This is a genomic window from Streptomyces sp. NPDC019396 (genome assembly GCF_040632375.1).
In the GTDB taxonomy this organism is placed as follows: Bacteria; Actinomycetota; Actinomycetes; order Streptomycetales; family Streptomycetaceae; genus Streptomyces.
In genome coordinates this window covers 348,621-372,396 of sequence record NZ_JBEYBS010000002.1, presented here as the reverse complement: position 1 = coordinate 372,396, position 23,776 = coordinate 348,621, and the positions used below count along the sequence as shown (strand labels likewise).

General features: G+C 68.8%; 24 protein-coding genes. 7 read left to right on the top strand and 17 right to left on the bottom strand.

Translation table 11 applies throughout. The annotated features are described in order from the left end of the window. Window positions 1–301: 301 nt before the first annotated feature. From ABZ532_RS03725 to ABZ532_RS03715, 3 genes are all read right to left on the bottom strand, one after another. On the bottom strand, window positions 302–625 hold the full coding sequence (locus ABZ532_RS03725) for an STAS domain-containing protein (RefSeq protein ID WP_361279307.1): 324 nt from the start codon (window positions 623–625) through the stop codon (window positions 302–304). Between the two features lie 255 nt (window positions 626–880). Then, a complete protein-coding gene (locus ABZ532_RS03720) occupies window positions 881–1,729 on the bottom strand; it encodes a 3-hydroxyacyl-CoA dehydrogenase family protein (protein WP_361279305.1) in 849 nt (282 codons plus the stop codon). A 125-nt stretch (window positions 1,730–1,854) separates the two neighbouring features. Beyond that, window positions 1,855–2,496 carry a TetR/AcrR family transcriptional regulator gene (locus ABZ532_RS03715; RefSeq protein ID WP_361279303.1) on the bottom strand — a complete coding sequence of 214 codons (642 nt, stop codon included), beginning with the start codon at window positions 2,494–2,496 and terminating at the stop codon, window positions 1,855–1,857. A 79-nt stretch (window positions 2,497–2,575) separates the two neighbouring features. Here ABZ532_RS03715 and ABZ532_RS03710 point away from each other — a divergent pair, with 79 nt between their 5' ends. The 3 genes from ABZ532_RS03710 (at window position 2,576) to ABZ532_RS03700 (ending at window position 4,832) form a co-directional block, all read left to right on the top strand. Then, a complete protein-coding gene (locus ABZ532_RS03710; RefSeq protein ID WP_361279301.1) occupies window positions 2,576–3,358 on the top strand; it encodes an ATP-binding cassette domain-containing protein in 783 nt (260 codons plus the stop codon). A gap of 90 nt (window positions 3,359–3,448) precedes the next feature. Next, window positions 3,449–4,198 (top strand): ABC transporter permease, encoded by a 750-nt coding sequence (locus tag ABZ532_RS03705; RefSeq protein WP_361279299.1) that lies wholly within the window; start codon window positions 3,449–3,451, stop codon window positions 4,196–4,198. Window positions 4,199–4,259: 61 nt separating this feature from the next. Then, the gene (locus ABZ532_RS03700) at window positions 4,260–4,832 is read left to right on the top strand and encodes a cob(I)yrinic acid a,c-diamide adenosyltransferase (RefSeq protein WP_361279297.1); all 573 of its coding nucleotides are present in this window, start codon (window positions 4,260–4,262) and stop codon (window positions 4,830–4,832) included. A 54-nt stretch (window positions 4,833–4,886) separates the two neighbouring features. Here ABZ532_RS03700 and ABZ532_RS03695 read toward each other — a convergent pair whose 3' ends face one another. Next, window positions 4,887–6,227, bottom strand: coding sequence for a cytochrome P450 (locus ABZ532_RS03695; RefSeq protein ID WP_361279295.1), 1,341 nt, complete (start codon window positions 6,225–6,227; stop codon window positions 4,887–4,889). Between the two features lie 306 nt (window positions 6,228–6,533). Between ABZ532_RS03695 and ABZ532_RS03690 the strand changes: the two genes are divergently transcribed. Next, window positions 6,534–7,931, top strand: coding sequence for a cytochrome P450 (locus ABZ532_RS03690; RefSeq protein WP_361279293.1), 1,398 nt, complete (start codon window positions 6,534–6,536; stop codon window positions 7,929–7,931). 115 nt (window positions 7,932–8,046) lie between these two features. Here ABZ532_RS03690 and ABZ532_RS03685 read toward each other — a convergent pair whose 3' ends face one another. Continuing rightward, on the bottom strand, window positions 8,047–8,622 hold the full coding sequence (locus ABZ532_RS03685; protein WP_361279290.1) for a hypothetical protein: 576 nt from the start codon (window positions 8,620–8,622) through the stop codon (window positions 8,047–8,049). 229 nt (window positions 8,623–8,851) lie between these two features. On the opposite strand from ABZ532_RS03685, the gene ABZ532_RS03680 reads away from it, so the two are divergent. From ABZ532_RS03680 to ABZ532_RS03670, 3 genes are all read left to right on the top strand, one after another. After that, on the top strand, window positions 8,852–10,069 hold the full coding sequence (locus tag ABZ532_RS03680; RefSeq protein WP_361279288.1) for a histidine kinase: 1,218 nt from the start codon (window positions 8,852–8,854) through the stop codon (window positions 10,067–10,069). Continuing rightward, window positions 10,066–10,722: a response regulator transcription factor gene (locus ABZ532_RS03675; protein ID WP_361279286.1), complete on the top strand. Its 657-nt coding sequence runs from the start codon at window positions 10,066–10,068 to the stop codon at window positions 10,720–10,722. Before ABZ532_RS03680 ends, ABZ532_RS03675 begins: the two co-directional genes overlap by 4 nt. A 286-nt stretch (window positions 10,723–11,008) precedes the next feature. After that, on the top strand, window positions 11,009–12,811 hold the full coding sequence (locus ABZ532_RS03670) for a glycoside hydrolase family 18 chitinase (protein ID WP_361279446.1): 1,803 nt from the start codon (window positions 11,009–11,011) through the stop codon (window positions 12,809–12,811). 11 nt (window positions 12,812–12,822) lie between these two features. On the opposite strand, the gene ABZ532_RS03665 is transcribed toward ABZ532_RS03670, so the two are convergent. The 12 genes from ABZ532_RS03665 to ABZ532_RS03610 all read right to left on the bottom strand — a co-directional run bounded on the left by ABZ532_RS03665 (window position 12,823) and on the right by ABZ532_RS03610 (window position 23,738). Continuing rightward, window positions 12,823–13,551: a 4'-phosphopantetheinyl transferase superfamily protein gene (locus ABZ532_RS03665; protein ID WP_361279284.1), complete on the bottom strand. Its 729-nt coding sequence runs from the start codon at window positions 13,549–13,551 to the stop codon at window positions 12,823–12,825. Window positions 13,552–13,561: 10 nt separating this feature from the next. Then, the gene (locus tag ABZ532_RS03660) at window positions 13,562–14,008 is read right to left on the bottom strand and encodes a DUF2550 domain-containing protein (protein ID WP_361279282.1); all 447 of its coding nucleotides are present in this window, start codon (window positions 14,006–14,008) and stop codon (window positions 13,562–13,564) included. Between the two features lie 145 nt (window positions 14,009–14,153). After that, window positions 14,154–14,525, bottom strand: coding sequence for a F0F1 ATP synthase subunit epsilon (locus ABZ532_RS03655; RefSeq protein ID WP_361279280.1), 372 nt, complete (start codon window positions 14,523–14,525; stop codon window positions 14,154–14,156). A 155-nt stretch (window positions 14,526–14,680) separates the two neighbouring features. Continuing rightward, complete coding sequence (gene atpD, locus ABZ532_RS03650) at window positions 14,681–16,126, bottom strand: F0F1 ATP synthase subunit beta (RefSeq protein WP_361279277.1); 1,446 nt, start codon at window positions 16,124–16,126, stop codon at window positions 14,681–14,683. Next, window positions 16,126–17,049, bottom strand: a complete 924-nt coding sequence (locus ABZ532_RS03645; RefSeq protein WP_361279275.1) for a F0F1 ATP synthase subunit gamma — start codon at window positions 17,047–17,049, stop codon at window positions 16,126–16,128. Before ABZ532_RS03645 ends, atpD begins: the two co-directional genes overlap by 1 nt. A gap of 20 nt (window positions 17,050–17,069) precedes the next feature. Beyond that, on the bottom strand, window positions 17,070–18,668 hold the full coding sequence (atpA, locus tag ABZ532_RS03640; protein WP_361279273.1) for a F0F1 ATP synthase subunit alpha: 1,599 nt from the start codon (window positions 18,666–18,668) through the stop codon (window positions 17,070–17,072). Window positions 18,669–18,831: 163 nt separating this feature from the next. Continuing rightward, entirely contained in the window at window positions 18,832–19,647 is an 816-nt protein-coding gene (locus ABZ532_RS03635; RefSeq protein WP_361279271.1) for a F0F1 ATP synthase subunit delta, read from the bottom strand. Then, entirely contained in the window at window positions 19,644–20,198 is a 555-nt protein-coding gene (locus tag ABZ532_RS03630; RefSeq protein ID WP_361279269.1) for a F0F1 ATP synthase subunit B, read from the bottom strand. The genes ABZ532_RS03635 and ABZ532_RS03630 overlap by 4 nt, the downstream gene beginning before the upstream one ends. 41 nt (window positions 20,199–20,239) lie before the next feature. Next, window positions 20,240–20,497, bottom strand: a complete 258-nt coding sequence (atpE, locus tag ABZ532_RS03625; protein ID WP_361279267.1) for an ATP synthase F0 subunit C — start codon at window positions 20,495–20,497, stop codon at window positions 20,240–20,242. 77 nt (window positions 20,498–20,574) lie between these two features. After that, on the bottom strand, window positions 20,575–21,384 hold the full coding sequence (atpB, locus tag ABZ532_RS03620) for a F0F1 ATP synthase subunit A (RefSeq protein ID WP_361279265.1): 810 nt from the start codon (window positions 21,382–21,384) through the stop codon (window positions 20,575–20,577). A gap of 225 nt (window positions 21,385–21,609) precedes the next feature. Then, a complete protein-coding gene (locus tag ABZ532_RS03615) occupies window positions 21,610–22,047 on the bottom strand; it encodes a hypothetical protein (RefSeq protein ID WP_361279444.1) in 438 nt (145 codons plus the stop codon). A gap of 329 nt (window positions 22,048–22,376) precedes the next feature. Continuing rightward, window positions 22,377–23,738, bottom strand: coding sequence for an MraY family glycosyltransferase (locus ABZ532_RS03610; protein WP_361279263.1), 1,362 nt, complete (start codon window positions 23,736–23,738; stop codon window positions 22,377–22,379). Between the last annotated feature and the right edge of the window lie 38 nt (window positions 23,739–23,776).

Sequence of the window (23,776 nt, the reverse complement as noted above, 5' to 3'; positions counted from 1 at the left end):
CCTGCGACCTCTGGTGTATCGGGTCCAAGGTTCAAGCCCCCCAGATGGCGTCTCGTGCGGAAGTCCCTAACGGTCTGTCTGCACGTGCTCCGCTCGCTTCCGGTTCGGTGCCTGTCGGTGCCTTGCGCCGTCCCCCGGAAGGGTCACGGCACATGTCGCAGGGGTTGCGCGCCGGCAGCCGGTCGAACCCAAGACCGTCGGAAATTATCGCGGAACAGCCACGTCCGCAGGACGCCGGGAGGTCACGGTCTAGTGAGGATTGTGCGTCCCCGCTCCGCGTGTGGCGTGAAACCGGACCGGCTCAGACGCGAGGCAGGGACTCCGCGGCGATTCCGCCCTCGATGGCCAGGATCCGGTGCAACCGGGTGGCGACCAGGAGCCGCTGCATCTGCGGGGGCACACCGCGCAGCACGAGCCGCCGGCCGCAGCGGCCCGCCCGTCTGTGCGCGCCCATGATGACCCCGAGGCCGGTGGCGTCCCAGGATTCGAGATCGCTCAGGTCGAGCACGAGGTCGCCGACTCCGCGGTCGACCGCCGCATGCAGGACCGTACGGGCGTCCGCCGCGCTGCGGACGTCGAGGCGGCCCCCGACGACCAGCTCGGCATGGTCGCCCCTGATGTGCATATCCGCTCCCCGAGAGTGCGTGGGTCCGTCAGATCTCTCTGCTGTCCTGTGCCGTGCCGCGCGGTGGCTGCTGCGCCGCCCGCGCCGGTCCTGTGCCGTGTCGCCGTCCGTGTGACCGCCGAGTGACCGTCCACGGATTTTGTTTTGCAATAACTGACTGCCGTACAGGCAGAGTAGTTGCCGTCTGTAAGCGAACCGATACCCAATTCACCCGGGAGGGTGAAGGCGCACAGGACCGCGCGGTCGGTCGCCCGATCAGTACGTGTAGAAGCCTTGCCCGCTCTTGCGACCGATGTCACCCGCGTCCACCATCCGGCGCATCTGCTCCGGCGGCGCGAACTTCTCGTCCTGGCACTCGGTGTAGATGTTGCTGGTCGCGTGCATCAGGATGTCGATGCCCGTCAGGTCGGCGGTGGCCAGCGGGCCCATGGCGTGACCGAAGCCGAGCTTGCAGGCGATGTCGATGTCCTCGGCGGTCGCCACGCCCGACTCCTGCAGCTTCGCGGCCTCGACCACGAGTGCCGAAATCAGTCGGGTGGTGACAAAACCGGCGACGTCCCGGTTCACGACGATGCAGGTCTTGCCCACGGACTCGGCGAACTCACGAGCGGTGGCGAGGGTTTCGTCACTGGTCTTGTAGCCGCGCACGAGCTCACAGAGCTGCATCATCGGCACCGGTGAGAAGAAGTGCGCACCGACGACACGCTCCGGACGCTCCGTCACAGCGGCGATCTTCGTGATCGGAATCGCGGAGGTGTTCGAGGCGAGCACGGCGTCGTCCCGTACGAGCTTGTCCAGTGCCCGGAAGATCTCGTGCTTGACCTCGAGCTTCTCGAAGACCGCCTCGACGACGATGTCCACGTCGGAGACCGCGTCCAGCTCGGTGGTCGTGGTGATGCGCGCAAGCGCCGCTTCGGCGTCCGCCGCTTCAAGCTTGCCCTTGGCGACAAAACGGTCGAACGACGCCTTGATGCCATCGGTGCCACGGGTCAGCGCCTCGTCGGTGACATCGCGCAGCACGACCTCCCAGCCCGCCTGGGCGGATACCTGCGCGATCCCGGACCCCATGAGTCCGGCCCCGATGACGGCGAGCTTCCTGGCCACTGCCACACCCCTTAACACACGTGTATTTTTCGGCTCTCGGCCGGAGGTTAGCGCTCGTGAGGGGCCATGTGGCCGCGAAGAGATGCGCGTCACGTCTCAGATGACGGACATCACATCGGACGGGGTCACTCCAACGGGCGCACCGCGTACTCCAGCACCTTCCGCCCCAGCAGTTCCTCCATGTCGTCGAGGAGGCCGAGGGCTTCGCGCGAGACGGTGACGGCGTCCCGCCCGGCGCACATCTCGCGTCCGATCCATCCCATCAACGTGCTGTGGATCCACGCGAGCTGACCGGCGACCAGGCCGGGCAGCTGGTCGCCGGAGGTGGCGCCGGTGTCCTCCCGGAGGGTCTCCGTCAGCTTCTCCAGCTCCTCCTGCTGGATCCGCCAGAGCCGGGAGCGCAGGGCGGGGGCGTCGTTGATCACCCGCATGAACGCGGTGTACCCCTCGAAGAGCCCGACGGTCGGCGACACGGCCTCGACCACCTCGCGCAGTTCGCGCAGCACCGCGGCGCAGGCCGACTCCCCCTTGGGACGGCCGCGCACATACCGCGAGAGGCGGTCAACGACGCCCGCGCCGCGGTCGAAGAAGAGGTCTTCCTTGGCGGGGAAGTAGTTGTAGACGGTGTTGACGGACACATCGGCGGCCTCTGCGATCTCCGCGATGGTCACGGTGTCGAATCCGCGCTCCAGGAAGAGCCCGGTGGCCATGTCCGAGATGTGCTGCCTGGTCTGCCGCTTCTTGCGCTCCCTGAGCCCTTCTGCCATGCGCCCATCGTAACTTCGCTGCGCCCGCTTAAAACTTGGGGTCGTTGCAAAGTTTCAGAGATTCTGTTTTTCTGAGGTCATGGCAATCATCAGTACGGCCGGGCTCGCCCGGACCTTCCAGACCTCGAACGGCCCGGTGGAGGCGGTTCGCGGGATCGACCTGTGTGTACGGCCCGGCGAGATACTCGGCTTCCTCGGTCCCAACGGCGCGGGCAAGACGACCACCCTCCGGATGCTCACCACGCTGCTCCCGCCGACCGGCGGGGCCGCCACCGTCGCCGGCTGCGACCTCGCCCGCGACCCGGCCGGGGTGCGGCGCAGGATCGGCTACGTCGCCCAGTCCTCGGGGACCGATCCGCGGATCCGCGTGCACGAGGAACTGATCACCCAGGCGCGGCTTTACCGACTGCCGAAGGCACGGGCCGCCGCCCGCGTCGGGGAGCTCGCGCACGAGCTGGAGCTGACCGCACTGCTGGACCGGCCCTGCGGGGCACTGTCCGGTGGTCAGCGGCGACGGCTCGACATCGCCATGGCACTGACCCACCGGCCCGATGTGCTCTTCCTCGACGAACCGACCACCGGACTCGATCCGGGCGCCAGGGCCGCCCTGTGGCGGCTGGTCCGGCGGCTGCGGGACGACCACGGCACCACGGTCTTCCTCACCACGCACTACCTGGACGAGGCGGACGAGCTCTCGGACCGGCTGGTGATCGTCGACCGGGGCGTCGTGGCCGCGGAGGGCACACCGGCTGCGCTCAAGGAACGCCACACGGGCTCGGCGCACACCTCGCTCCAGGACACCTTCCTCGCCATCACCGGGCGCGGTGCCGCCCCCGCCGACATCACGCCCGTCGCCGTATAGCCGCCGCCTCGAACCTCACCGCGCACGGCCCCACGGCACGGCGCGCCTCCCGCCGCACGCCCCGCACGGAACACCCTTCACGGAGTCACCATGCTCGTCCATGACACCCTGCTGGTCTTCGGGCGCTATGCCCGCCAGACCCTTCGCTCCCGCTTCCAGATGCTGTTCAGCATGCTGATGCCCCTGCTCTACCTCCTGTTCTTCGGCCCGCTGCTGACCGGTCTGCCACTCGGCTCCCCGGGTGACTCCTGGCAGGTGCTGGTCCCCGGACTCCTGCTGCAACTCAGCCTCTTCGGAGCCTCGTTCGCCGGATTCGCGGTGATCATCGAGAAGCAGTCGGGGGTGGTGGAGCGCATGCGCGTGACCCCTGTGAGCCGGCTGGCTCTCCTGCTCGGCCGGGCCCTGCGGGACACCGCGGTCTTCGTCTTCCAGGCGGTGCTGCTGGTCCTGGTGGCGGTGGCCCTGGGCTTGCGCGCGCCGCTCGGTGGCGTGCTCATCGGCTTCGGCTTCGTGGCGCTGCTGACCGTGTCGCTCGCGTCCCTCTCGTACGCGCTGGCGATGAAGCTGTCCACGCCCCAGGAGTTCGGACCGGTGATCAACGCCATCGCCATGCCGTCCATGCTGCTGTCGGGGCTGATGCTGCCGATGGCGCTCGCGCCGGGCTGGCTCGACGCCCTGTCCCACGTGATGCCGCTGCGCTATCTCGTGGACGCGATGCGGGACGCGTATGTGGGCGCGTACACGTCCGCGTCGATGCTGTACGGGTCACTCGTCGCGGCCGGCTTCGCGGCCCTCGCGCTGACGGCCGGGACCGCGGTGTTCCGCAGAGCGGGCGGGTGAGCAGGCGCCGTACGGTTCGCGAGCCAGGCGGGTTCTGGCGAACACGGCCTAGGCTGGCCCCATGGTCAATCTGACGCGCATCTACACCCGCACCGGTGACAAGGGCACGACGGCGCTCGGCGACATGAGCCGTACCGCCAAGACCGATCTGCGGATCTCGGCGTACGCCGACGCCAACGAGGCCAACGCGGTCATCGGCACGGCGATCGCGCTCGGGCAGCTTCCGGAGGAGGTCGTCAAGGTCCTCGTCCGGGTCCAGAACGACCTCTTCGACGTCGGCGCGGACCTGTCGACGCCGGTCGTCGAGAACCCCGAGTACCCGCCGCTGCGCGTGGAGCAGTCCTATGTCGACAAGCTGGAGGCGGACTGCGACCGCTTCCTCGCGGACCTGGAGAAGCTCCGCTCGTTCATCCTGCCGGGCGGCACACCCGGCGCGGCGCTGCTGCACCAGGCGTGCACGGTGGTGCGGCGGGCCGAGCGCTCGACCTGGGCCGCACTGGAGGCGCACGGCGAGACGATGAACGTACTGACGGCGACGTATCTCAACAGGCTCTCGGACCTCCTGTTCATCCTCGCCCGGACGGCGAACAAGGAGATCGGCGACATCCTCTGGGTCCCGGGCGGCGAGCGCTGACCCGGCACGCCGGTGGGGGCGGCCAGGGCCGCCCCCACCGGCGTGCCGGTCGTGTCAGTCGCGGGGCCGCACGGTCATGGGGATGCGGTCGGCCTTCGGGACCGCCGAGGGCACCTGCTTGGGGCTGTGGCCGGGCACGGGCACCAGCTGCCACTTGGCGATGACGGTCGCGACGGCGATGACCGCCTCCGCCCATACGAAGGCGTCGCCGATGCACTTGCGGTTTCCGGCACCGAACGGGAAGTACGTCTTGCGGCCCACCTCCGACTCCCGCTGCCGCTCGGGCAGCCACCGGTCGGGGTCGAAGCGGTCGGGGTCCGCGAACAGCTCCGGGTCGCGGTTGAGGGCGTAGAGGCTGAAAGCGACCTCGGTGCCCGCCGGGAACGTGACCCCGCCCAGCTCGACGGGCTCGGTGGCACGGCGCATCAGCAGGGTGACGCCGTGCAGCCGGAACGCCTCTTCCAGCACACGCCGTACGCCGCTGAGCCGCGGCACGTCCGCGATTGTGACGGGCCGGTCCCCGACGACCTCCCGCACCTCCGCCGCGAGTCGCCGCTCCGCTTCGGGACTGGCCGCGAGCTCGTGGAAGGTCCAGGACAGCATGGCCGTGGTGGTCTCGGCTCCGGCGAACAGGATCGTGCTGAGCTCGTCGCGGACCTCCGTGTCCGTCATGCCCTCGCTGCTCTCCGCGTCCTGGGCGGCGAGCAGCAGCGACAGGAGGTCCCCTTCGCTGTGGCCGGTGCGGCGTGCGGTGGCGACCACATCGTCGATGACACCGCGGAGGTTGGCCGCCGCCGTGTCGAAGTCACGGTTCGCCCGGATCGGGAACCGGTCGAGGAACGCCGGTGACGCCGCCCGTATCAGCAGGTTCTTCAACAGGACGGGCAGGTCGCGCCGTACGGCCTCGACGGCGGGCAGACCGATGTCCGTGGAGAACAGCGTGGAGGCCAGGGTCCCCACGGTGAACTCGGCCATCTCGTGCTCCACTTCGATCTCCTGACCGGGGGTCCAGGAGTCGGCCATGGCCTGCGCGTGCCGGGTCATGATCTCGGAGTACCCGGTGATGCGCTCCTGCGAGAACATCGGCTGCATCAGCCTGCGGTGCTTGCGGTGCACCTCCCCGTCGGAGTTGGCCAGGCCGTTGCCCGCGAGCGGCCTCAACCGGTCGAAGAAGCGCCCCTTCTCGAAGCTGCGCGCCTTGCCCACCATCACCTCGTGGGCCAGCTCGGCCGAAGTGACCACGTACATCGGCATCGTGCCGAGGTCCACCCTCACCAGTTCCCCGTGCGAGCGCAGCGACATCAGAAAGCCGAAGGGGTCGCGCCACAGCTTCAGGGCGTGCCCGAGCAGGGGAACCGCCCCGGGAACACGGGGAACTGACGACGCCGATGACACCGCTGACTCTGCCGATCGCAGCCCAACTGACACGGGGGGTCCTCTCTACAGGGTGTACCCGGGCGGTACGTGGGGGTGGTGGGCACCGCGGTGGCACGCGCCACCCGGTCAGACAGGAATCGTCTCTACCCAAGTGCGCGCGAGCGTAGACCAGTTGCCGCGGGCACCGGCCCCGCGAGGGTCGGCGAGCAGCGGGAAGTATGCTGCGGGTCGCTGCCGACTCGTCACTGTGTGCGAAGGCGACAGTCCCCTGAAGACGATAGACGACCGTCCACTTCGGTACCCGCCGCTGCTTTCGGAGGCCCCGTGACCACCCCACACCACGACGGCACTACCACCAGCCCCCCACCCGGATGCCCGGCCCACGCCAGCGGGTGGGACGGGCTGCGCAGGCTGTACGGGCCCGAGGTGGAGGAGCCGTACGCGCTGTACCGGCAACTCCGCTCGGAATACGGGCCCGTGGCCCCCGTGCTGCTCCCCGGCGACGTGCCCGCCTGGCTGGTACTGGGGCACTGGGAGAATCTGGAGGTCATGGGGTCGCCGCAGCGGTTCTCGTCGGACTCCCGGTACTGGCGGGTAAGCGCCGAGGGGCGGTTGGCGGAGGACTCCCCGCTGCTGCCGCTGACCGCGTGGCAGCCCCTGGTGGCCTTCACCGACGGTCCGGAGCACGCGCGCCTGCGCAGCGCTGTCACCGAGAGCCTGGAAAAGATCAGTGCTCATGGCACACGCCGTTACATCACGCGCTACGCCGACCAGTTGATCGACTCGTTCGGTCACCGGGGCCAGGCGGATCTGATGAGCGACTTCGCCCAGATACTCCCGGCGATGGTCGTGTGCCAGCGCTTCGGGATACCCGAGCAGGAGGCGCTGCGGCTCGGCACCGCCGTCCGCGACATGATCAGCGGCAGCACGACGGCGTTCGAGAGCAATCTGGTCGTCGAGGAAGCCATGCGGGAGCTGGTCGCGCGCAAGATTGGGCATCCCGCGGAGGATTTCGCGAGCTGGCTGCTCAAGCATCCCTCCGGGCTCAGCCCGCAGGAGGTGGCCGAGCATCTGCGCCAGGCCCTGGTGGCGGCGATGAGTACGGTCAACCTGGTCGCGGGCACGCTGCGCAAGGTACTCACCGACCGCAGGTTCCGTGGCAACCTCTCCGGCGGGACCATGACCCTGCCCGACGCGCTGGACCAGGTCCTGTGGGACGACCCGCCGCTGGCCGTGGTGCCGACCCGCTGGGCGGTGCGCGACACCACCCTGGCCGGAAAGCAGATCCGGGCAGGCGACATGGTGATGCTCGGCATCGCCGCGGGCAACGTCGACCCCGAGATCCGTCCCGACCTGAACATGTCCGTGCACGGCAACCGCTCCCATCTGGCCTTCGGCGCGGGACCGCACCAGTGCCCCGGCATGGACATCGGCCGTGCCATCGCGGACACCGGGATCGACCGGCTGCTGACCCGCCTCCCCGACCTCGAGCTCGCCGTGTCCGAGGACCAGCTCACCGTGGTCGGCAGCTGGATGACCCGGGGCCTGACCAGCCTGCCCGTCCGGTTCACCCCGCTGAAGCAGACCCGTCAGACCGCGGCACCCGCCTCGGTCATCGGACCCGCCCTCCCCGCGGCCGTTCCTCCGCCGCCGCCGCCCCTGCCCGCACCGCAGCCCCAGCCGAAAGCGCGTTCGCGCTGGTTCGGATGGTTTCGGCGCTGAAGCACGCTGACCGAGCGGAAGGGCCGGAAGGACCGGAAACAGAAGTGGCCCCGGAGCGCACAGCCGGCATCACGGCTGTGCGGTCCGGGGCTGCCGCTCGTACACATCCGGGTCCCTACGAGGCGTCCCGCACCGCCTCGCCCCGGGAACGCCCGCTGTCCGGGGCCTTCTTCGGCCAGAACGCGTAGCTCAGCGCGATCAGCCCGTGGATGCCCGCCGCCCGCCACGCACCGTACATGCACTGCTGCAGCGACGTGGTCCTGGCCGGGGCGCCGACGTACCAGATGGCGAGCAGCAGCAACGCGGTGGCGACGGCGGCACCGATCAGGGTTCCCAGCCACACCCTGCCCTCGTACCTGGCCCGCGCCATTCCGTGACGGGGCGGCTTCACGGGCGGCGGGCCGCCGGCGAGACGGTGCGCGGCGTGTCCGTCGAGCCACTTGATGGTGCGGTGGCCGTGGCCCACGGTGTAGCCGATGTAGAGCGCGGCGATCCCGTGCTTGAGGCTCGGGTCGGCGCCGTTCCTGAGGTCCAGCGCGGCGACGACGAAGAGCACGAGCTCGAGCACCGGCTCGCACATCAGGATCGCGATACCGGTCCTCGGCAGCTTCAGCAGATAACGCGCTGCCAGTCCCGCTGCCAGCAGCACCCAGAATCCGACCTCACAGATCACGATCAACGTGACGACCACGGCAGTGCTTCCTCTCCTCGACTCCGTTCCATCGTCGGGTCCGGGGCCGCCCGTCTCGTCGGCGTGCCGGAGGAATCCCGGCTGCACCCTTCGATGTACCGGGGCGGGCCCGTGCTTCGTCCGCCGGACCGAGGCCCCGCCCGTACCCGCTTCCTAGGCTGGGGGCATGATTCCGGCGTCGCAGGCACAGCCTGTGCGCGCCCCAGGCTCTACGTGCTGAGATGGGTCCATGTCCCTGCCCGCATTGCCCCGGCCCCACCGCGAAGACGTCCTCATCGCGGTCAGCGGCCTCGCGGGCGGGCTGCTGCTGTGGTCACTCGGGCTGGACAACTCCACCGGCGTCCGGCCCCTGACCGATTCCTGGATCTCTCTGGTCCCGCTCGTGGTCATGGCCGGTATGGAGCTGCTGCGCCGGACCAGGCCGCAGACGGCTCTCACGGTGGGCACGCTGGCGCTGGTGCTGGAACTGCTCACGCCCGGCAATCTCGTGACCCTGCTGATGTTCACCGATCTCGTGTACGCGGCCGTCGTCTACGGCACGCCCGAGGCGGCAAGGCGGCTGCCCTACTCGACGGCGCTGGTGACCATCGCCGCGACCATCGGGCTGCTGGCCTGGTACCGGGAGCCGCACGCCCTGCTGGTGGGGCTGGTCATCGGGCTGGTGTCGTTCGGCCCTGCGACCACCGGCGTCCTGGTCCGCAACCACCGCGAGGCGGCTGAGGCAGCCCGGCTGCGTGCCGAGCAGACCGCACTGCTGGCCGAGATGGACCGCACACAGGCGGTGACCGCCGAGCGTGCCCGTATGGCACGCGAGCTGCACGACCTGGTGGCCAACCACCTCTCGGCGATCGCCATCCACTCGACCGCCGCGCTGTCACTGGACAGGCCGGAGACCACGAGGCAGGCCCTCACGGTGATCCGCGAGAACAGCGTGGCCGGGCTCTCGGAGATGCGCCGGCTCATCGGCCTGCTGCGCGACAGCGGCGGCGAAGGGGAACCGGTCGCCGCTCCCACGCTGGACGCCGTGGACGCGCTGATCGCCCAGGCGAGGACGAACGGCGAGGCGAGCGGGCTGCGGTTCTCGCTGTACGACGAGCGTGACGGTGAGGGAGCGCTGCCCGCTCCGGTGGGACTGGCGGCCTACCGGATCGTTCAGGAGTCGCTGACCAACGCGCTGAAGCACGCCGGCGCCGGCCAGGTCACGGTGTATCTCGCGGGGGCGCCGGGGGATGCACTGACGGTGAGGGTGGACAGCCCCTTCGGGCAGCGTCCGGGGCCGCGGGCGCCTGGTTCGGGGGCGGGTCTGGTGGGGATGCGCGAGCGGGTGGCGCTGCTGGGCGGGGAATTCGAGGCGGGGCCGGTCGAAGGCCCGGCCGACGGCGAAACGAAGGTCTGGCGGGTGAGGGCGCTGCTGCCCATGGAGAAGGACAAGGAGCCGTCGGCGTGAGCACCGTGATCCGTGTCATCGTCGCTGAGGACCAGAGCGCCGTACGGGCCGGGCTGGTCCTGATCCTCGGCAGCGCCGCCGATATCGAGGTGGTCGCGGAGGCCCCGGACGGGGAGGAGGCGGTACGTCTGGCCCGGGAACTGCGTCCGGACGTGGTGCTGATGGATGTGCAGATGCCCCGGCTCGACGGGGTGTCGGCGACCCGCCAGGTGGTATCGGAGCGCCTCGCGGACGTGCTGGTACTGACCACGTTCGACCTCGACGAGTATGTCTTCGGGGCACTGCGGGCCGGGGCCGCGGGTTTCCTCCTGAAGAACGCCGAGGCCGGTGAACTGCTGGCGGCGGTACGGACGGTGGCGCGCGGCGAGGGGCTGATCGCCCCCGCGGTCACCCGGCGGCTGATCGCCGAGTTCGGCGCCCCCACTCCCGTACGGTCGCCCGACGCGCCCGATCCCTCGGTGCTCGACGCCCTGACCCGGCGCGAGCGCGAGGTGCTGTCCTGCATCGGACAGGGGCTGTCGAACGCCGAGATCGCCCGGCGGCTCGATATGGCGGAGGCCACCGCGAAGACCCATGTGAGCCGTCTGCTGGGGAAGCTCGAGCTGCGCAGCAGGGTCCAAGCCGCCGTTCTGGCCCAGGAGTTGGGGATCTGACCAGCTGAGCCCGCCCGAGCCCTGTCCGGGCGGACGGAACCACTCCGCGACTATGGTCTGGACCTATTGACGATTGGTCCAGACCTTCCTACTCTCACCGCACAGCGCACATCGCGTGAGCCTCGCGGTGTGCCCGCACGGACACGAGCACCACCTCCCCCGGTCCGTCCGCACACTCGAGGAGCATCCCTTGAGCACGAGTTCCCCCCGCAGAACGCGCAGAACGCGCGGCACCCCCGGCAGAAGCAGCCTCCGAGCACGGTGTCGATCGAGGGCCACGGCGGGAATCACCGCCCTGCTGCTCCCGTTCGCCGCGCTGGTCGGGCTCGCGACCCCCGCCGAGGCGGCCGCCTCCACCACCGCCACCTACGCCAAGACCCAGGACTGGGGCAGCGGCTTCGAGGGCAAGTGGACCGTGAAGAACACCGGCACCACCGCGATCACCTCATGGGCGGTCGAGTGGGACTTCCCCTCCGGCACCTCCGTGACCACCGCCTGGGACGCCGATGTCACCAGCTCAGGCACCCACTGGACGGCCAGGAACAAGAGCTGGAACGGCAGCCTCGCCCCCGGCGCGTCCGTCTCCTTCGGCTTCAACGGCGCCGGGCCGGGCGCCCCGTCCAACTGCCGTGTCAACGGCGGCTCCTGCGACGGCGGCGGCGTCCCCGGTGACAGCCCGCCGTCCGCGCCCGGCACCCCGTCGGCGACCGCCGTCACCGACACCTCCGTGACACTGAGCTGGACCGCGGCCACCGACGACAAGGGCGTCAAGAACTACGACCTGTTCCGCGGCAGTACGAAGATCGCCACAGTCACCGGGCTCACGTACACCAACACCGGGCTCACGGCCGGAACGGACTACTCGTACACCGTCCAGGCCCGTGACACAGCCGACCAGACGGGCCCGGTCAGCGGCTCCCGCGCCGTGCGCACCACGGGCGGCGGCACGGATCCGGGACCCGGCCCAGGGCCCGGTGGCAAGGTGAAGCTCGGCTACTTCACCAACTGGGGCGTCTACCAGCGCAATTACCATGTCAAGAACCTCGTGACCTCCGGCACCGCGGCGAAGATCACCCATATCAACTACGCCTTCGGTAACGTCCAGAACGGCCGCTGCACCATCGGCGACTCCTACGCGGACTACGACAAGGCCTACGGCGCCGACCAGTCGGTCGACGGCGTCGCCGACACCTGGGACCAGCCGCTGCGCGGCAACTTCAACCAGCTCCGCAAGCTGAAGAAGGCGTACCCCCACATCAAGGTGCTCTGGTCCTTCGGCGGCTGGACCTGGTCCGGTGGCTTCCCGCAGGCGGTCCAGAACCCGGCCGCGTTCGCCGAGTCCTGCTACCAGCTCGTCGAGGACCCGCGCTGGGCCGATGTCTTCGACGGCATCGACCTCGACTGGGAGTACCCGAACGCCTGCGGTCTGTCCTGCGACAGCAGCGGACCGGCCGCGTTCAAGACGATGATGCAGGCCATGCGGACCAAGTTCGGTACGAACAACCTGGTCACGGCTGCCATCACGGCTGACGCGAGCAGCGGAGGCAAGATCGACAAGACCGACTACGCGGGTGCCTCGGCCTACTCCGACTGGTACAACGTGATGACGTACGACTTCTTCGGCGCCTTCGACGCGGACGGGCCCACCGCACCGCACTCACCGCTCACCTCGTACCCCGGGATCCCGCAGGCCGGGTTCAACTCGGCCGACGCCATCGCGAAGCTGAAGGCCCAGGGCGTCCCGGGCGGGAAGCTGCTGCTCGGCATCGGCTTCTACGGGCGCGGCTGGACGGGCGTCACCCAGTCCGCACCCGGTGGCACGGCGACCGGGCCCGCGCCGGGCACCTACGAGCAGGGGATCGAGGACTACAAGGTGCTCAAGGCCTCCTGCCCGGCGAACGGCACGATCGCGGGCACCGCGTACGCCCGCTGCGGCTCGAACTGGTGGAGCTACGACACCCCGTCCACGATCAACGGCAAGATGAGCTGGGCGAAGGGCCAGAACCTGGGAGGAGCGTTCTTCTGGGAGTTCTCCGGTGACACCACGAACGGCGAACTGGTCAGCGCCATCAACAGCGGCCTCGGCTGACAGCTCCTGGTTCAGCCGACCCGTACCAGCGGGTGGTGCACCACATCGACGCGGTCGTCGTCCCCCACGACGGCGACCGCCGCCCGGTAACCCGCACCGGCGTCGAGGTCCTCGAGCCGCACCGGAAGGTGCGGCTCGGGGCGTTCGCGCCACTCCAGCAGCCGGGCGGGAGCGCCCGGACCGGTGACCGTCAGTGCCGAGGGTTCCACCATCAGTCCGTCGCCGGTGGCCTTGAGCACGGCCTCTTTGCGCGCCCAGTAGCGGATGAAGGCGGCGGGGCGCTCCTCCGGGGCCAGCAGCTCCAGCTCGGCCCGCTCGGGTACGGAGAGCACGTCCAGGGGCAGGTCCCGGCCCTCGGCGATCTCCTCGACGTCCACGCCGACCGGACCGGCTGCCGTCAGGGCGACCATGACCCGCTGTCCCGAGTGGGACAGCGAGAGCTCCAGCGAGGTCCCCGGCAGGGTCGGCTTCCCGTGCGGCCGGTCTCCAGGACCGGTGCAGTGCTTGCACACGGGGACGACGACGACCTCACGCGGGTCGAGCGACAGCTGCGCGCCGACCACCTGGCGGGCGAGCACATGCGCGGTCAGATAGAGCGCACGCGCCCCTTCCACGCGGAACTGTGCACAGCGCTCCCGCTCGTCGTCGTCGAGCAGATCGAGGAGTCCGGGCGTCCAGTGGGCCTCGGCGGACCAGACATGGCACTCCCCCGGCCCGACCGGCGAGATGTCAGCGGTCATCCCTGAAACCTCACGCAACGTTGACTCGCTGGCCAGGAGGCGCCGCCTCCAGCCAGGCGAGGAAACCGGTGAGCGCGTCCTCGCTCATCGCCAGCTCCAGCCGGGTCCCCCGGTGCAGACAGGCCAGGATCACGGCGTCGGAGAGCAGCGCCAGCTCCTCTTCGCCCTCCGGCAGCCGGCGCGCCAGCACCTCGATCGCGGCGCGTTCCAGCACGCGGCGGGGGCGGGGTGCGTACGAGAACACCCGGAACCACTCGATCCGGTCCCCGCTGTAGCGGGCGACCCCGTACACCCAGCCCTTACCGGAGTGGTCGTCCTTCTCCGGTACGTTCCAGCGCAGGCTGCAGTCGAAGGTGCCGCCCGAGCGCTGGATCAGCCTGCGGCGCAGACCGAAGACAAACAGCCCGACCAGCACCAGGGCGACCACCAGACCGCTGACGAGCAGAGCGAGGACCATCTCCACCGACCTCCTCGTTTCGTCCCGTAGCGGTATTCGGTATCAGACCTGCGCCCTACACCTGCACGTGCATCGCCTCAGCCGCGACCCGGTCTGGAGAAGTCCAGCCTGGCCGCGGCTGAGGGTGGTACATGGTCTCGGAGCGCTAGTGCACCGCGACCGCGCGCAGCCGGACCTCGGCGCGCCGCTCGGCAGCAGCGTCGTCGTCCGCCTTGGCGCGCTCCAGCGCACGCTCTGCGCGCTGCTGGTCGATCTCGTCCGCCAGCTCGGCGATTTCCGCGAGCAGCGACAGCTTGTTGTCGGCGAAGGAGATGAAGCCGCCGTGCACAGCGGCGACGACCGTTCCCTCGCTGGTACGGATGGTCACCGGGCCCGACTCCAGCACACCGAGCAGCGGCTGGTGACCGGGCATGACGCCGATGTCGCCGGACGTGGTGCGCGCGACGACCAGGGTGGCCTCGCCGGACCAGACCTTGCGGTCGGCGGCGACCATCTCGACGTGCAGCTCAGCAGCCAAGGGTGGCTCCTCGGGTCACCACCCAGCGGTTCAGCCGGGTGTTGGGTCATAAGTCTAGTAGGGCTCGGGCGCGGGAAACGCCCGGGCGAGTGCGAAGGGGGGCGGGACGGCACCCGCCCCCCTTCAAGAGTCAGCTCACAGTTGAGTCAGCGTACTCAGGAGACGCCGAGGTCCTTCGCGTTGGCCTTGAGGTCCTCGAGGCCACCGCACATGAAGAACGCCTGCTCCGGGAAGTGGTCGAACTCGCCGTCGCAGATCGCGTTGAACGCGGCGATCGACTCGTCCAGCGGCACGTCCGAACCGTCCACGCCGGTGAACTGCTTCGCCGCGTGGGTGTTCTGGGACAGGAAGCGCTCGACACGACGGGCGCGGTGCACGACGAGCTTGTCCTCTTCGCCGAGCTCGTCGATACCGAGGATCGCGATGATGTCCTGGAGGTCCTTGTACTTCTGCAGGATGCCCTTGACCCGCATGGCGGCGGAGTAGTGGTCCTGCGAGATGTAGCGCGGGTCCAGGATGCGGGACGTGGAGTCCAGCGGGTCCACCGCGGGGTAGATGCCCTTCTCGGAGATCGGACGGGACAGAACCGTCGTCGCGTCGAGGTGGGCGAAGGTGGTGGCCGGCGCCGGGTCGGTCAGGTCGTCGGCGGGGACGTAGATCGCCTGCATCGAGGTGATCGAGTGACCGCGGGTCGAGGTGATGCGCTCCTGGAGGAGGCCCATCTCGTCGGCGAGGTTCGGCTGGTAACCCACCGCGGACGGCATACGGCCGAGCAGGGTGGACACCTCGGAACCGGCCTGGGTGAAGCGGAAGATGTTGTCGATGAAGAACAGCACGTCCTGCTTCTGCACATCGCGGAAGTACTCCGCCATGGTCAGACCGGCCAGGGCGACGCGCAGACGGGTGCCCGGGGGCTCGTCCATCTGACCGAAGACCAGCGCGGTCTTGTCGAGAACGCCGGACTCCTCCATCTCCGCGATGAGGTCGTTGCCCTCACGGGTGCGCTCACCGACACCGGCGAACACGGAAACACCCTCGTGCAGCTTGGCCACACGCATGATCATTTCCTGGATGAGGACGGTCTTGCCCACACCCGCGCCACCGAACAGACCGATCTTTCCACCCTTGACGTACGGGGTGAGAAGGTCGACCACCTTCAGGCCGGTCTCGAACATCTCGGTCTTCGACTCGAGGTCCTCGAACTTCGGGGCCTTGCGGTGGATCGCCCAGCGCTCGGTCTCCTGACCGTTCGCCTCGGGCTCGTTCAGCACCTCACCGAGGGTGTTGAACACCTTGCCCTTGGTGAAGTCGCCGACCGGGACGGTGATGCCCGCGCCCGTGTCGGTCACCGCGGCCTGGCGGACCAGACCGTCGGTGGGCTGCATCGAGATGGTGCGGACCACGCCCTCGCCGAGGTGCTGGGCGACCTCGAGCGTCAGCGTCTTCGTGGTGCCCGGGTTCGCCGGGTCCGGCACGTCGACGTTCAGGGCGTTGTAGATCTCCGGCATCGCGTCGACGGGGAACTCCACGTCGACGACCGGGCCGATGACCCGGGCGACGCGGCCAGTGGCCACGGCGGTCGGCTCAACAGTGGTGGTCATTAGTAGTCACTCCCCGCGGTCGCGTCGGCCAGGGCGCTGGCGCCACCGACGATCTCGCTGATTTCCTGGGTGATGTCGGCCTGGCGGGCCGCATTGGCAAGTCGGGTGTACGTGTTGATCAGGTCACCGGCGTTGTCGGTGGCCGACTTCATCGCCTTGCGCCGGGACGCGTGCTCGGACGCGGCGGCCTGAAGCAGGGCGTTGTAGATACGGCTCTCGACGTAGCGCGGGAGAAGGGCGTCGAGGACGTCCTCCGCCGACGGCTCGAAGTCGAACAGCGGGAGGATCTCGCTCTTCGCGCCCTCCGCCTCGGCTTCGCCGCTCCCGTCGAGGCTGAGCGGCAGCAGCCGGTTGTCCACCGGGGTCTGCGTCAGCATCGAGACGAACTCGGTGAACACGATGTGGAGCTCGTCCACACCGCCCTCGGCCGTGTCCTTCTCGATCGCCTCGATCAGGGGTGCCGCGACCGCCTTGGCGTTCGCGTACGACGGGTTGTCGGTGAATCCGGTCCACGAGTCCGCGACCTTCAGCTCACGGAACCCGTAGTAGGCCACGCCCTTGCGGCCGACGATGAACGTGTCGACCTCCTTGCCCTCCGCGCGCAGCCGCTCGGTGAGCCGGGCAGCCGCCTTGATGGCGTTGGAGGAGTAGCCGCCGGCCAGACCGCGGTCGCTCGTGATGAGCAGGACCGCGGAACGAACCGGGGACTCGGCCTCCGTGGTGAGCGGGTGCCTGGTGTTCGACCCGGTCGCCACCGCCGTGACCGCGCGGGTCAGCTCGGTCGCGTACGGCGTGGAGGCCGCCACCTTGCGCTGCGCCTTGACGATGCGCGAGGCGGAGATCATCTCCATTGCCTTGGTGATCTTCTTCGTCGCGGTAACCGACTTGATGCGACGCTTGTAGACCCGGAGCTGGGCTCCCATGAGTCAGGTCCCTTCCGTCGTCACTTCGAGACGTTGACGGCGGCCGGGGCTTCCTCACCGAGCAGCTTGCCGTCCGACGTCTCGAACTGATTCTTGAAGGTGGCGATCTCTTCCGCGACCTTCCCGAGAGTGTCGTCGGACATCTTCCCGCCCTCACGGATGCTGGTCATCAGCGAACCGTGCTCGCGGTGCAGGTAGTCCAGCAGCTCGCGCTCGAAGCGGCGGATGTCCTCGACCGGAACATCGTCCATCTTGCCGGTGGTGCCGGCCCAGATCGAGACGACCTGGTCCTCGGTGGAGTACGGGGCGTACTGCGCCTGCTTCAGCAGCTCGACCATGCGCTTACCGCGCTCCAGGGCGGACTTGGACGCGGCGTCCAGGTCGGAACCGAAGGCGGCGAACGCCTCCAGCTCACGGTACTGGGCGAGGTCCACACGGAGCCGGCCGGAGACCTGCTTCATGGCCTTGTGCTGGGCGGAGCCACCGACGCGGGAAACCGAGATACCGACGTTCAGGGCCGGGCGCTGGCCGGCGTTGAACAGGTCGGACTCCAGGAAGCACTGGCCGTCGGTGATGGAGATGACGTTGGTCGGGATGAACGCCGAGACGTCGTTGGCCTTGGTCTCGACGATCGGCAGACCCGTCATCGAGCCGGCACCCATGTCGTCGGAGAGCTTGGCGCAGCGCTCCAGCAGACGGGAGTGCAGGTAGAAGACGTCACCCGGGTAGGCCTCACGGCCCGGCGGGCGGCGCAGCAGCAGCGAAACGGCGCGGTAGGCGTCGGCCTGCTTCGACAGGTCGTCGAAGATGATGAGGACGTGCTTGCCCTCGTACATCCAGTGCTGGCCGATGGCCGAACCGGTGTACGGCGCCAGGTACTTGAAGCCGGCCGGGTCGGACGCCGGGGCGGCGACGATGGTCGTGTACTCGAGGGCGCCGGCCTCCTCCAGGGCACCGCGCACGGACGCGATGGTGGAGCCCTTCTGGCCGATGGCGACGTAGATGCAGCGGACCTGCTTGTTCACGTCGCCGGAGCGCCAGTTGTCGCGCTGGTTGATGATCGTGTCGATGGCCAGAGCGGTCTTGCCGGTCTGACGGTCACCGATGATCAGCTGACGCTGACCACGGCCGACCGGGGTCATCGCGTCGACGGCCTTGTAGCCGGTCTCCATGGGCTCGTGCACCGACTTGCGCTGCATGACCGTGGGTGCCTGCAGTTCAAGGGCGCGGCGGCCCGAGGTCTCGATCTCGCCGAGGCCGTCGATCGGGTTGCCGAGCGGGTCGACCACACGGCCGAGGTAGCCCTCGCCGACGGCGACGGACAGCACCTCGCCGGTGCGCTGGACCGGCTGGCCCTCCTCGACACCGCTGAACTCGCCGAGAACGATGGCACCGATCTCGCGCTCCTCGAGGTTGAGGGCGAGACCGAGTGTGCCGTCCTCGAACCGCAGCAGTTCGTTGGCCATGGTCGAGGGAAGACCCTCGATCTTCGCGATGCCGTCGCCGGCAAGGCTGACCGAACCGACCTCCTCGCGCGAGGCCGCGTCCGGCTTGTACGCCTGGACAAAGTTCTCCAGCGCGTCCCGGATCTCCTCCGGCCGGATCGTGAGCTCCGCCATCTGGGTTCCCTGCTCTCCTTGTTGGGCCCGAAGTTTCTTTGGGGGTCTGGGGCTGTATCCCTCAGCGGCGTCGCCGCGGGACCCCCCAGGAATCCTCTGCGGCCCAACCGGGCCGCTGTGCCATGCGTGTTTCTGTTGTGGCCTGGTCGCCTGTGGTGACCGGTCAGCCGCTGATACGGCGCTGCGCCTCGGCGATCCGGTCAGAGATCGTGCCGTCGATGACCTCGTCGCCGACCTGCACCGAGATCCCGCCGAGGACCTCGGGGTCCACGTCCAGGTTCAGGTGCATCTCGCGGCCGTACAGCTTCGCCAGCACGGCTCCGAGGCGCTGCTTCTGCTGGTCGCTCAGCGGCACCGCGGAGGTGACGACGGCGACCACGCGGTTGCGGCGCGACGCGGCGAGCTTGGAGAGGGACTCGAGTCCCTGTTCCAGGCTACGTCCCCGGGGCGCGGTCACCAGACGGATGACCAGGCGCGCGGTGACCGGGTTGGCCTTGCCGCCCAGCAGCCTGCGCAGCAGGTCGCCCTTGGCGGCCGCCGTGGCGGACCGGTCGGTCAGCGCGGCCCGCAGCTCGGGGCTGGAGGCGACGATCCGGCCGAACCGGAACAGCTCGTCCTCGACGTCGTCCAGTGCCCCGGCCCGCTGGGCCGCGATGAGGTCGGCGGAGTTCGCCAGCTCCTCGATCGCGTCCACCAGGTCCCGGGACCGGGACCAGCGGGAGCGGACCATGCCGGAGACCAGGTCGACGGTCTCGCCGTCCACCTGACCGCTCAGCAGTCGCGCGGCCAGCTCGGCCTTGGCCTCGCCGGCCTGCGCCGGGTCGGTCAGGACCCGACGCAGCGACACCTCGCGGTCGAGCAGCGCGGTGACGGCGGCCAGCTCCTCGGCGAGCTTCGCAGCGTCGACCGACGTGTTGTCGGTCAGCGCGTCGAGACGCTCACGCGCAGCAGCCAGTGCCTCGCGGCTCGCTCCGTTCATCGGGCGGCCCCAGTCGACTCCGCCTTGTCCTCGAGCTCGTCGAGGAAGCGGTCGATGGTGCGGCTCTGGCGGGCGTGGTCCTCGAGGGACTCACCCACCAGCTTGCCGGCCAGGTTGGTGGCGAGCTTGCCGACGTCCTGGCGCAGCGCGGTGGCCGCGGCCTTGCGGTCGGCCTCGATCTGGGCGTGACCGGCGGCGACGATCTCCTCGCGCTGCCGCTGGCCTTCCGCGCGCATCTCGGTGATGATCGCGGCGCCCTGCTCTGTCGCCTCCTGGCGCAGACGAGCGGCCTCGTGACGCGCCTCAGCCAGCTGGGCCTTGTACTGCTCGAGGACACTCTGGGCCTCGATCTGGGCCGATTCGGCCTTCTCGATGCCGCCCTCAATGGCCTCGCGACGCTCGTCCAGAACCTTGTTGATGTTCGGGAGGAGCTTCTTGGCGAGGAAGCCGAAGACGATGGCGAAGGCGATCAGGCCGATGACGAGCTCGTCGAGATGCGGGAGCAGAGGATTCTGCGCTTCCTCAGCCTGCGCAAGAAGCAGAGCTTTCACATCAGTGCCTTCCGTGAAGGGGGTTGGGCTGTCGGTCCGGCTTACTGGTAGACGAAGCCCATGACGATGCCGATGAGGGCGAGCGCCTCACAGAAAGCGAAGCCCATGATCTGGTTGGTGCGGATCAGACCGGCGGCCTCGGGCTGACGCGCGAGGGCCTGGGTGCCGTTACCGAAGATGATGCCGACGCCGACGCCGGGGCCGATCGCGGCGAGGCCGTAACCGATGGAGGCGACGTTGCCGACGACGTTCTCCCTGGCACCGGCGGCGAGGTTGACCATCTCGAGAGCAGCGGACATGCCGTTACTTCCTTCTCTTTCACGAACCGGTGGGGGTTGGCCACCGATGATTGCTGGTATCGGGGGAGCGGGCTGGCTCAGTGGTGCTCGGCGAGCGCGCCCTGGACGTAGCTGGAGGCCAGGAGCACGAAGACGTACGCCTGGACGGCCTGGATGAAGAGCTCGAAGGCGGTCATCACGATGACCATGACGAACGAGGCGCCGGCGTAGACGAAGCCGAGGCCGTTCATCAGGTACCAGGTGGCCAGAGTGAACATCACGATCAGCAGGTGACCGGCGAACATGTTCGCGAACAGTCGGACCGCGTGCGTGAAGGGCCGGATGATCAGGTTCGAGAAGAACTCGAGGACCATGATCAGCGGGAGGATCGCGCCGAGCGACTTGTCGTAGCCCAGGATGTTCTTCCAGCCGCCCACGAAGCCGTGCTTCTTGAAGGTCAGGGAGACCCAGAGCACGTAGACCATCAGGGCCAGACCGGCCGGGAAGGCGATCAGCGAGGTCACGGGGAACTGGGCGAGCGGGATGATGGACCAGAGGTTCATGATCCATACGAAGAAGAACAGCGAGACCATGAAGGGGACGTACTTCTCGCCGTCCTTCTTGCCGATGATCTCGTAGACGATGCCCCGGCGCACGAAGTCGTATCCGGACTCGCCGACCATCTGGAGCTTGCCCGGGACGACCTTGGGCTTACCGAAGGCGGCCCAGAAGAACGCGACGACCACGATCGAGCTCAGCAGCGCGAGCAGCATTGGCTTGCTGAACTCGAAGCCGCCCACGGTGAAGATGGGCTCGTACAGGAAGGTGTGCAGGCCCGGAGCAGGGAATCCACATCCGGAGAAGATGTGGCAGCTCGCGTCAAAGGCAAGCGTCTGGTCAGCACTCACCGCGGGCTCCTTCAGCGTGGCGCATAGGTACGGCAACCTCGTTGTGTCGGCGCGGCACACAGCCGCGGGTCGGCACTGGACTGGTCTTGCAGGTAAGGGGGCGGCAGTTCGGCATCATGCCTCGCGCTGGGACAGGCGTCAGCTGTGATGCCCGCGCCCGCAGTGCCGCAGTTGGCACCGGACGATAGCAGGATCGTGAACGGGCATTTATCCCGCCCCTACCCCTCATGCCGTCGACCCAGTCTTCTCGGGCCTTTCGGCCGTCGAGGACTCGGGGTCGACGTAAAGGATCTTGGCCTTCATGTAGGCGCGGGCCTGCGCGGCGACCCAGACGATGGTCGTCGCGAGCAGGGTGAAGGCCATGGCCTTCGAGTGGAACAGGGTGGTGTTGCGGAAAGCCGCCATGAACACGAACAGCAGCAGCAGTTGGGCCGTGTAGAGCAGCAGCCCCATCGCCTGGAACAGGTGCGGGAACTGCTTGGCGGTGCGCTGGAGCACCACCATCCCGGCGCCCATGAAGGCGATGACCACCACGGTGCCGACAACCGCTCCGACGGCACCCTTCCCCCCGGCGACCACCCCGCTCACAACCGTCGCGATCACGCCGACGGCGGTGGTGGGTACGGCGGCCTGGAGGACTGTGCGGGCGTCGTTGGACAGCATGGCGGCAGCTCCGCTGAGTGGTGGGGGCAGTGGTGTCGTCATGGACGAGCGTAGAGCCGGTCCGAGGCGAGTCTCGGGGCCAAGGGGACCGTCGCACTACGGTCCTTCGGCTCTGTATCCGGTTCTCGTGAACCGTATCACAAACTATTTGAATAGGTCTTTACCCAGAGGTGTGCCAACTCTCACACATGAGAGTGACCGCGCGCGTGTGTGCACGACAGAAGGGCTGTTTGTCTGGTATTAGCCGCGAATGTGGCGTGCGGGTCCGCGCCGTCATGCTCTTGCGACCCACGCGCACCGCACGGCACCGCCCGTGCGGTGAACTTCCGTCAACCCGGCGTTCCAGCCTTACGCCGATCCGTGAACCGCGAACGGGCACCGATGGCCGTTGCCCCGTTGATCCCCGCGGGAACCGGAACCCGCTCCTCCGAGTCTTTCGCGCCCTCCGCGTCCAGCAGGGCCGCCGTGATCCCGTCCAGTTCCTCGTACGGCGACGCGGCCGCGGACCGCACCCCCCCGGGTCGGCGACGGCGGTAGCGCGGCGGCACGAAGGCCTCCGCCCATCGCGGCGCGCGCGGAGTGAAGCGCGGCAGCAGCAGCAGGACGAGCCCGAGTGCGCTCAGCACCACGATCGCGAACACGATCCACATCGAGGCGCTGTGCACCGAGTACAGCACCACGCCGAAGGCGATCAGCGCCGACCAGAAGTACATGATCAGCACGGCACGGCTGTGCGAGTGCCCGATCTCGAGCAGCCGGTGGTGCAGATGGCCGCGGTCGGCGGCGAACGGCGACTTCCCGTTCCAGGTGCGGCGGACGATCGCCAGCAGCAGGTCGGCGAGCGGGATCGCGATGATGGTCAGCGGCAGCAGCAGCGGGATGAAGACCGGCAGCGCCGCGTGGGTGGCCTCTCGCGTACCGCCCTCGAAGAGCTTCAGCGCGTCCGGGTCCACCTGGCCAGTCACCGAGATCGCGGACGCCGCCAGCACCAGTCCGATCAGCATGGATCCCGAGTCGCCCATGAAGATCCGGGCAGGATGCATGTTGTGCGGCAGGAAGCCCAGGCACATGCCCATCAGGATCGCGGCGAACAAGGTCGCGGGAGCGGCGGCCTCGATCGTGTAGCCGTACCAGATGCGGTACGCGTACAGGAAGAACGCGGCGGTGGCGATGCACACCATGCCCGCCGCGAGGCCGTCGAGACCGTCCACGAAGTTCACGGCGTTGATGGTGATGACCACCAGGGCGACCGTGAGCAGGGTGCCCTGCCACTGTGTGAGTGCGACCGTGCCGATGCCCGGGATGGGCAGCCACAGGATCGTCAGGCCCTGGACGACCATCACGCCGGCGGCGATCATCTGGGCACCCAGCTTGATCAGCGCGTCGATCTCGAACTTGTCGTCAAGCACACCGATCAGCCAGATCAGCGCGGCGCCCGAGAGCAGGGCGCGCGGCTCGTTGGAGAGCTCGAAGACGCTGTTCAGGTTGGACAGGTGGTCCGCGACCAGCAGCCCCGCGCACAGGCCGAAGAACATGGCGATGCCACCGAGCCGCGGAGTCGGTTCTCGGTGTACGTCGCGGGCGCGGATCTCCGGCATCGCTCCGGTCGCGATGGCGAACTTCCGCACCGGACCGGTGAGCAGATAGGTCACCGCGGCCGTGACACAGAGCGTCAGCAGGTAATCACGCACGGGCTGCCCCACAGGTATCGCTGGCCATCTAAGCCCCA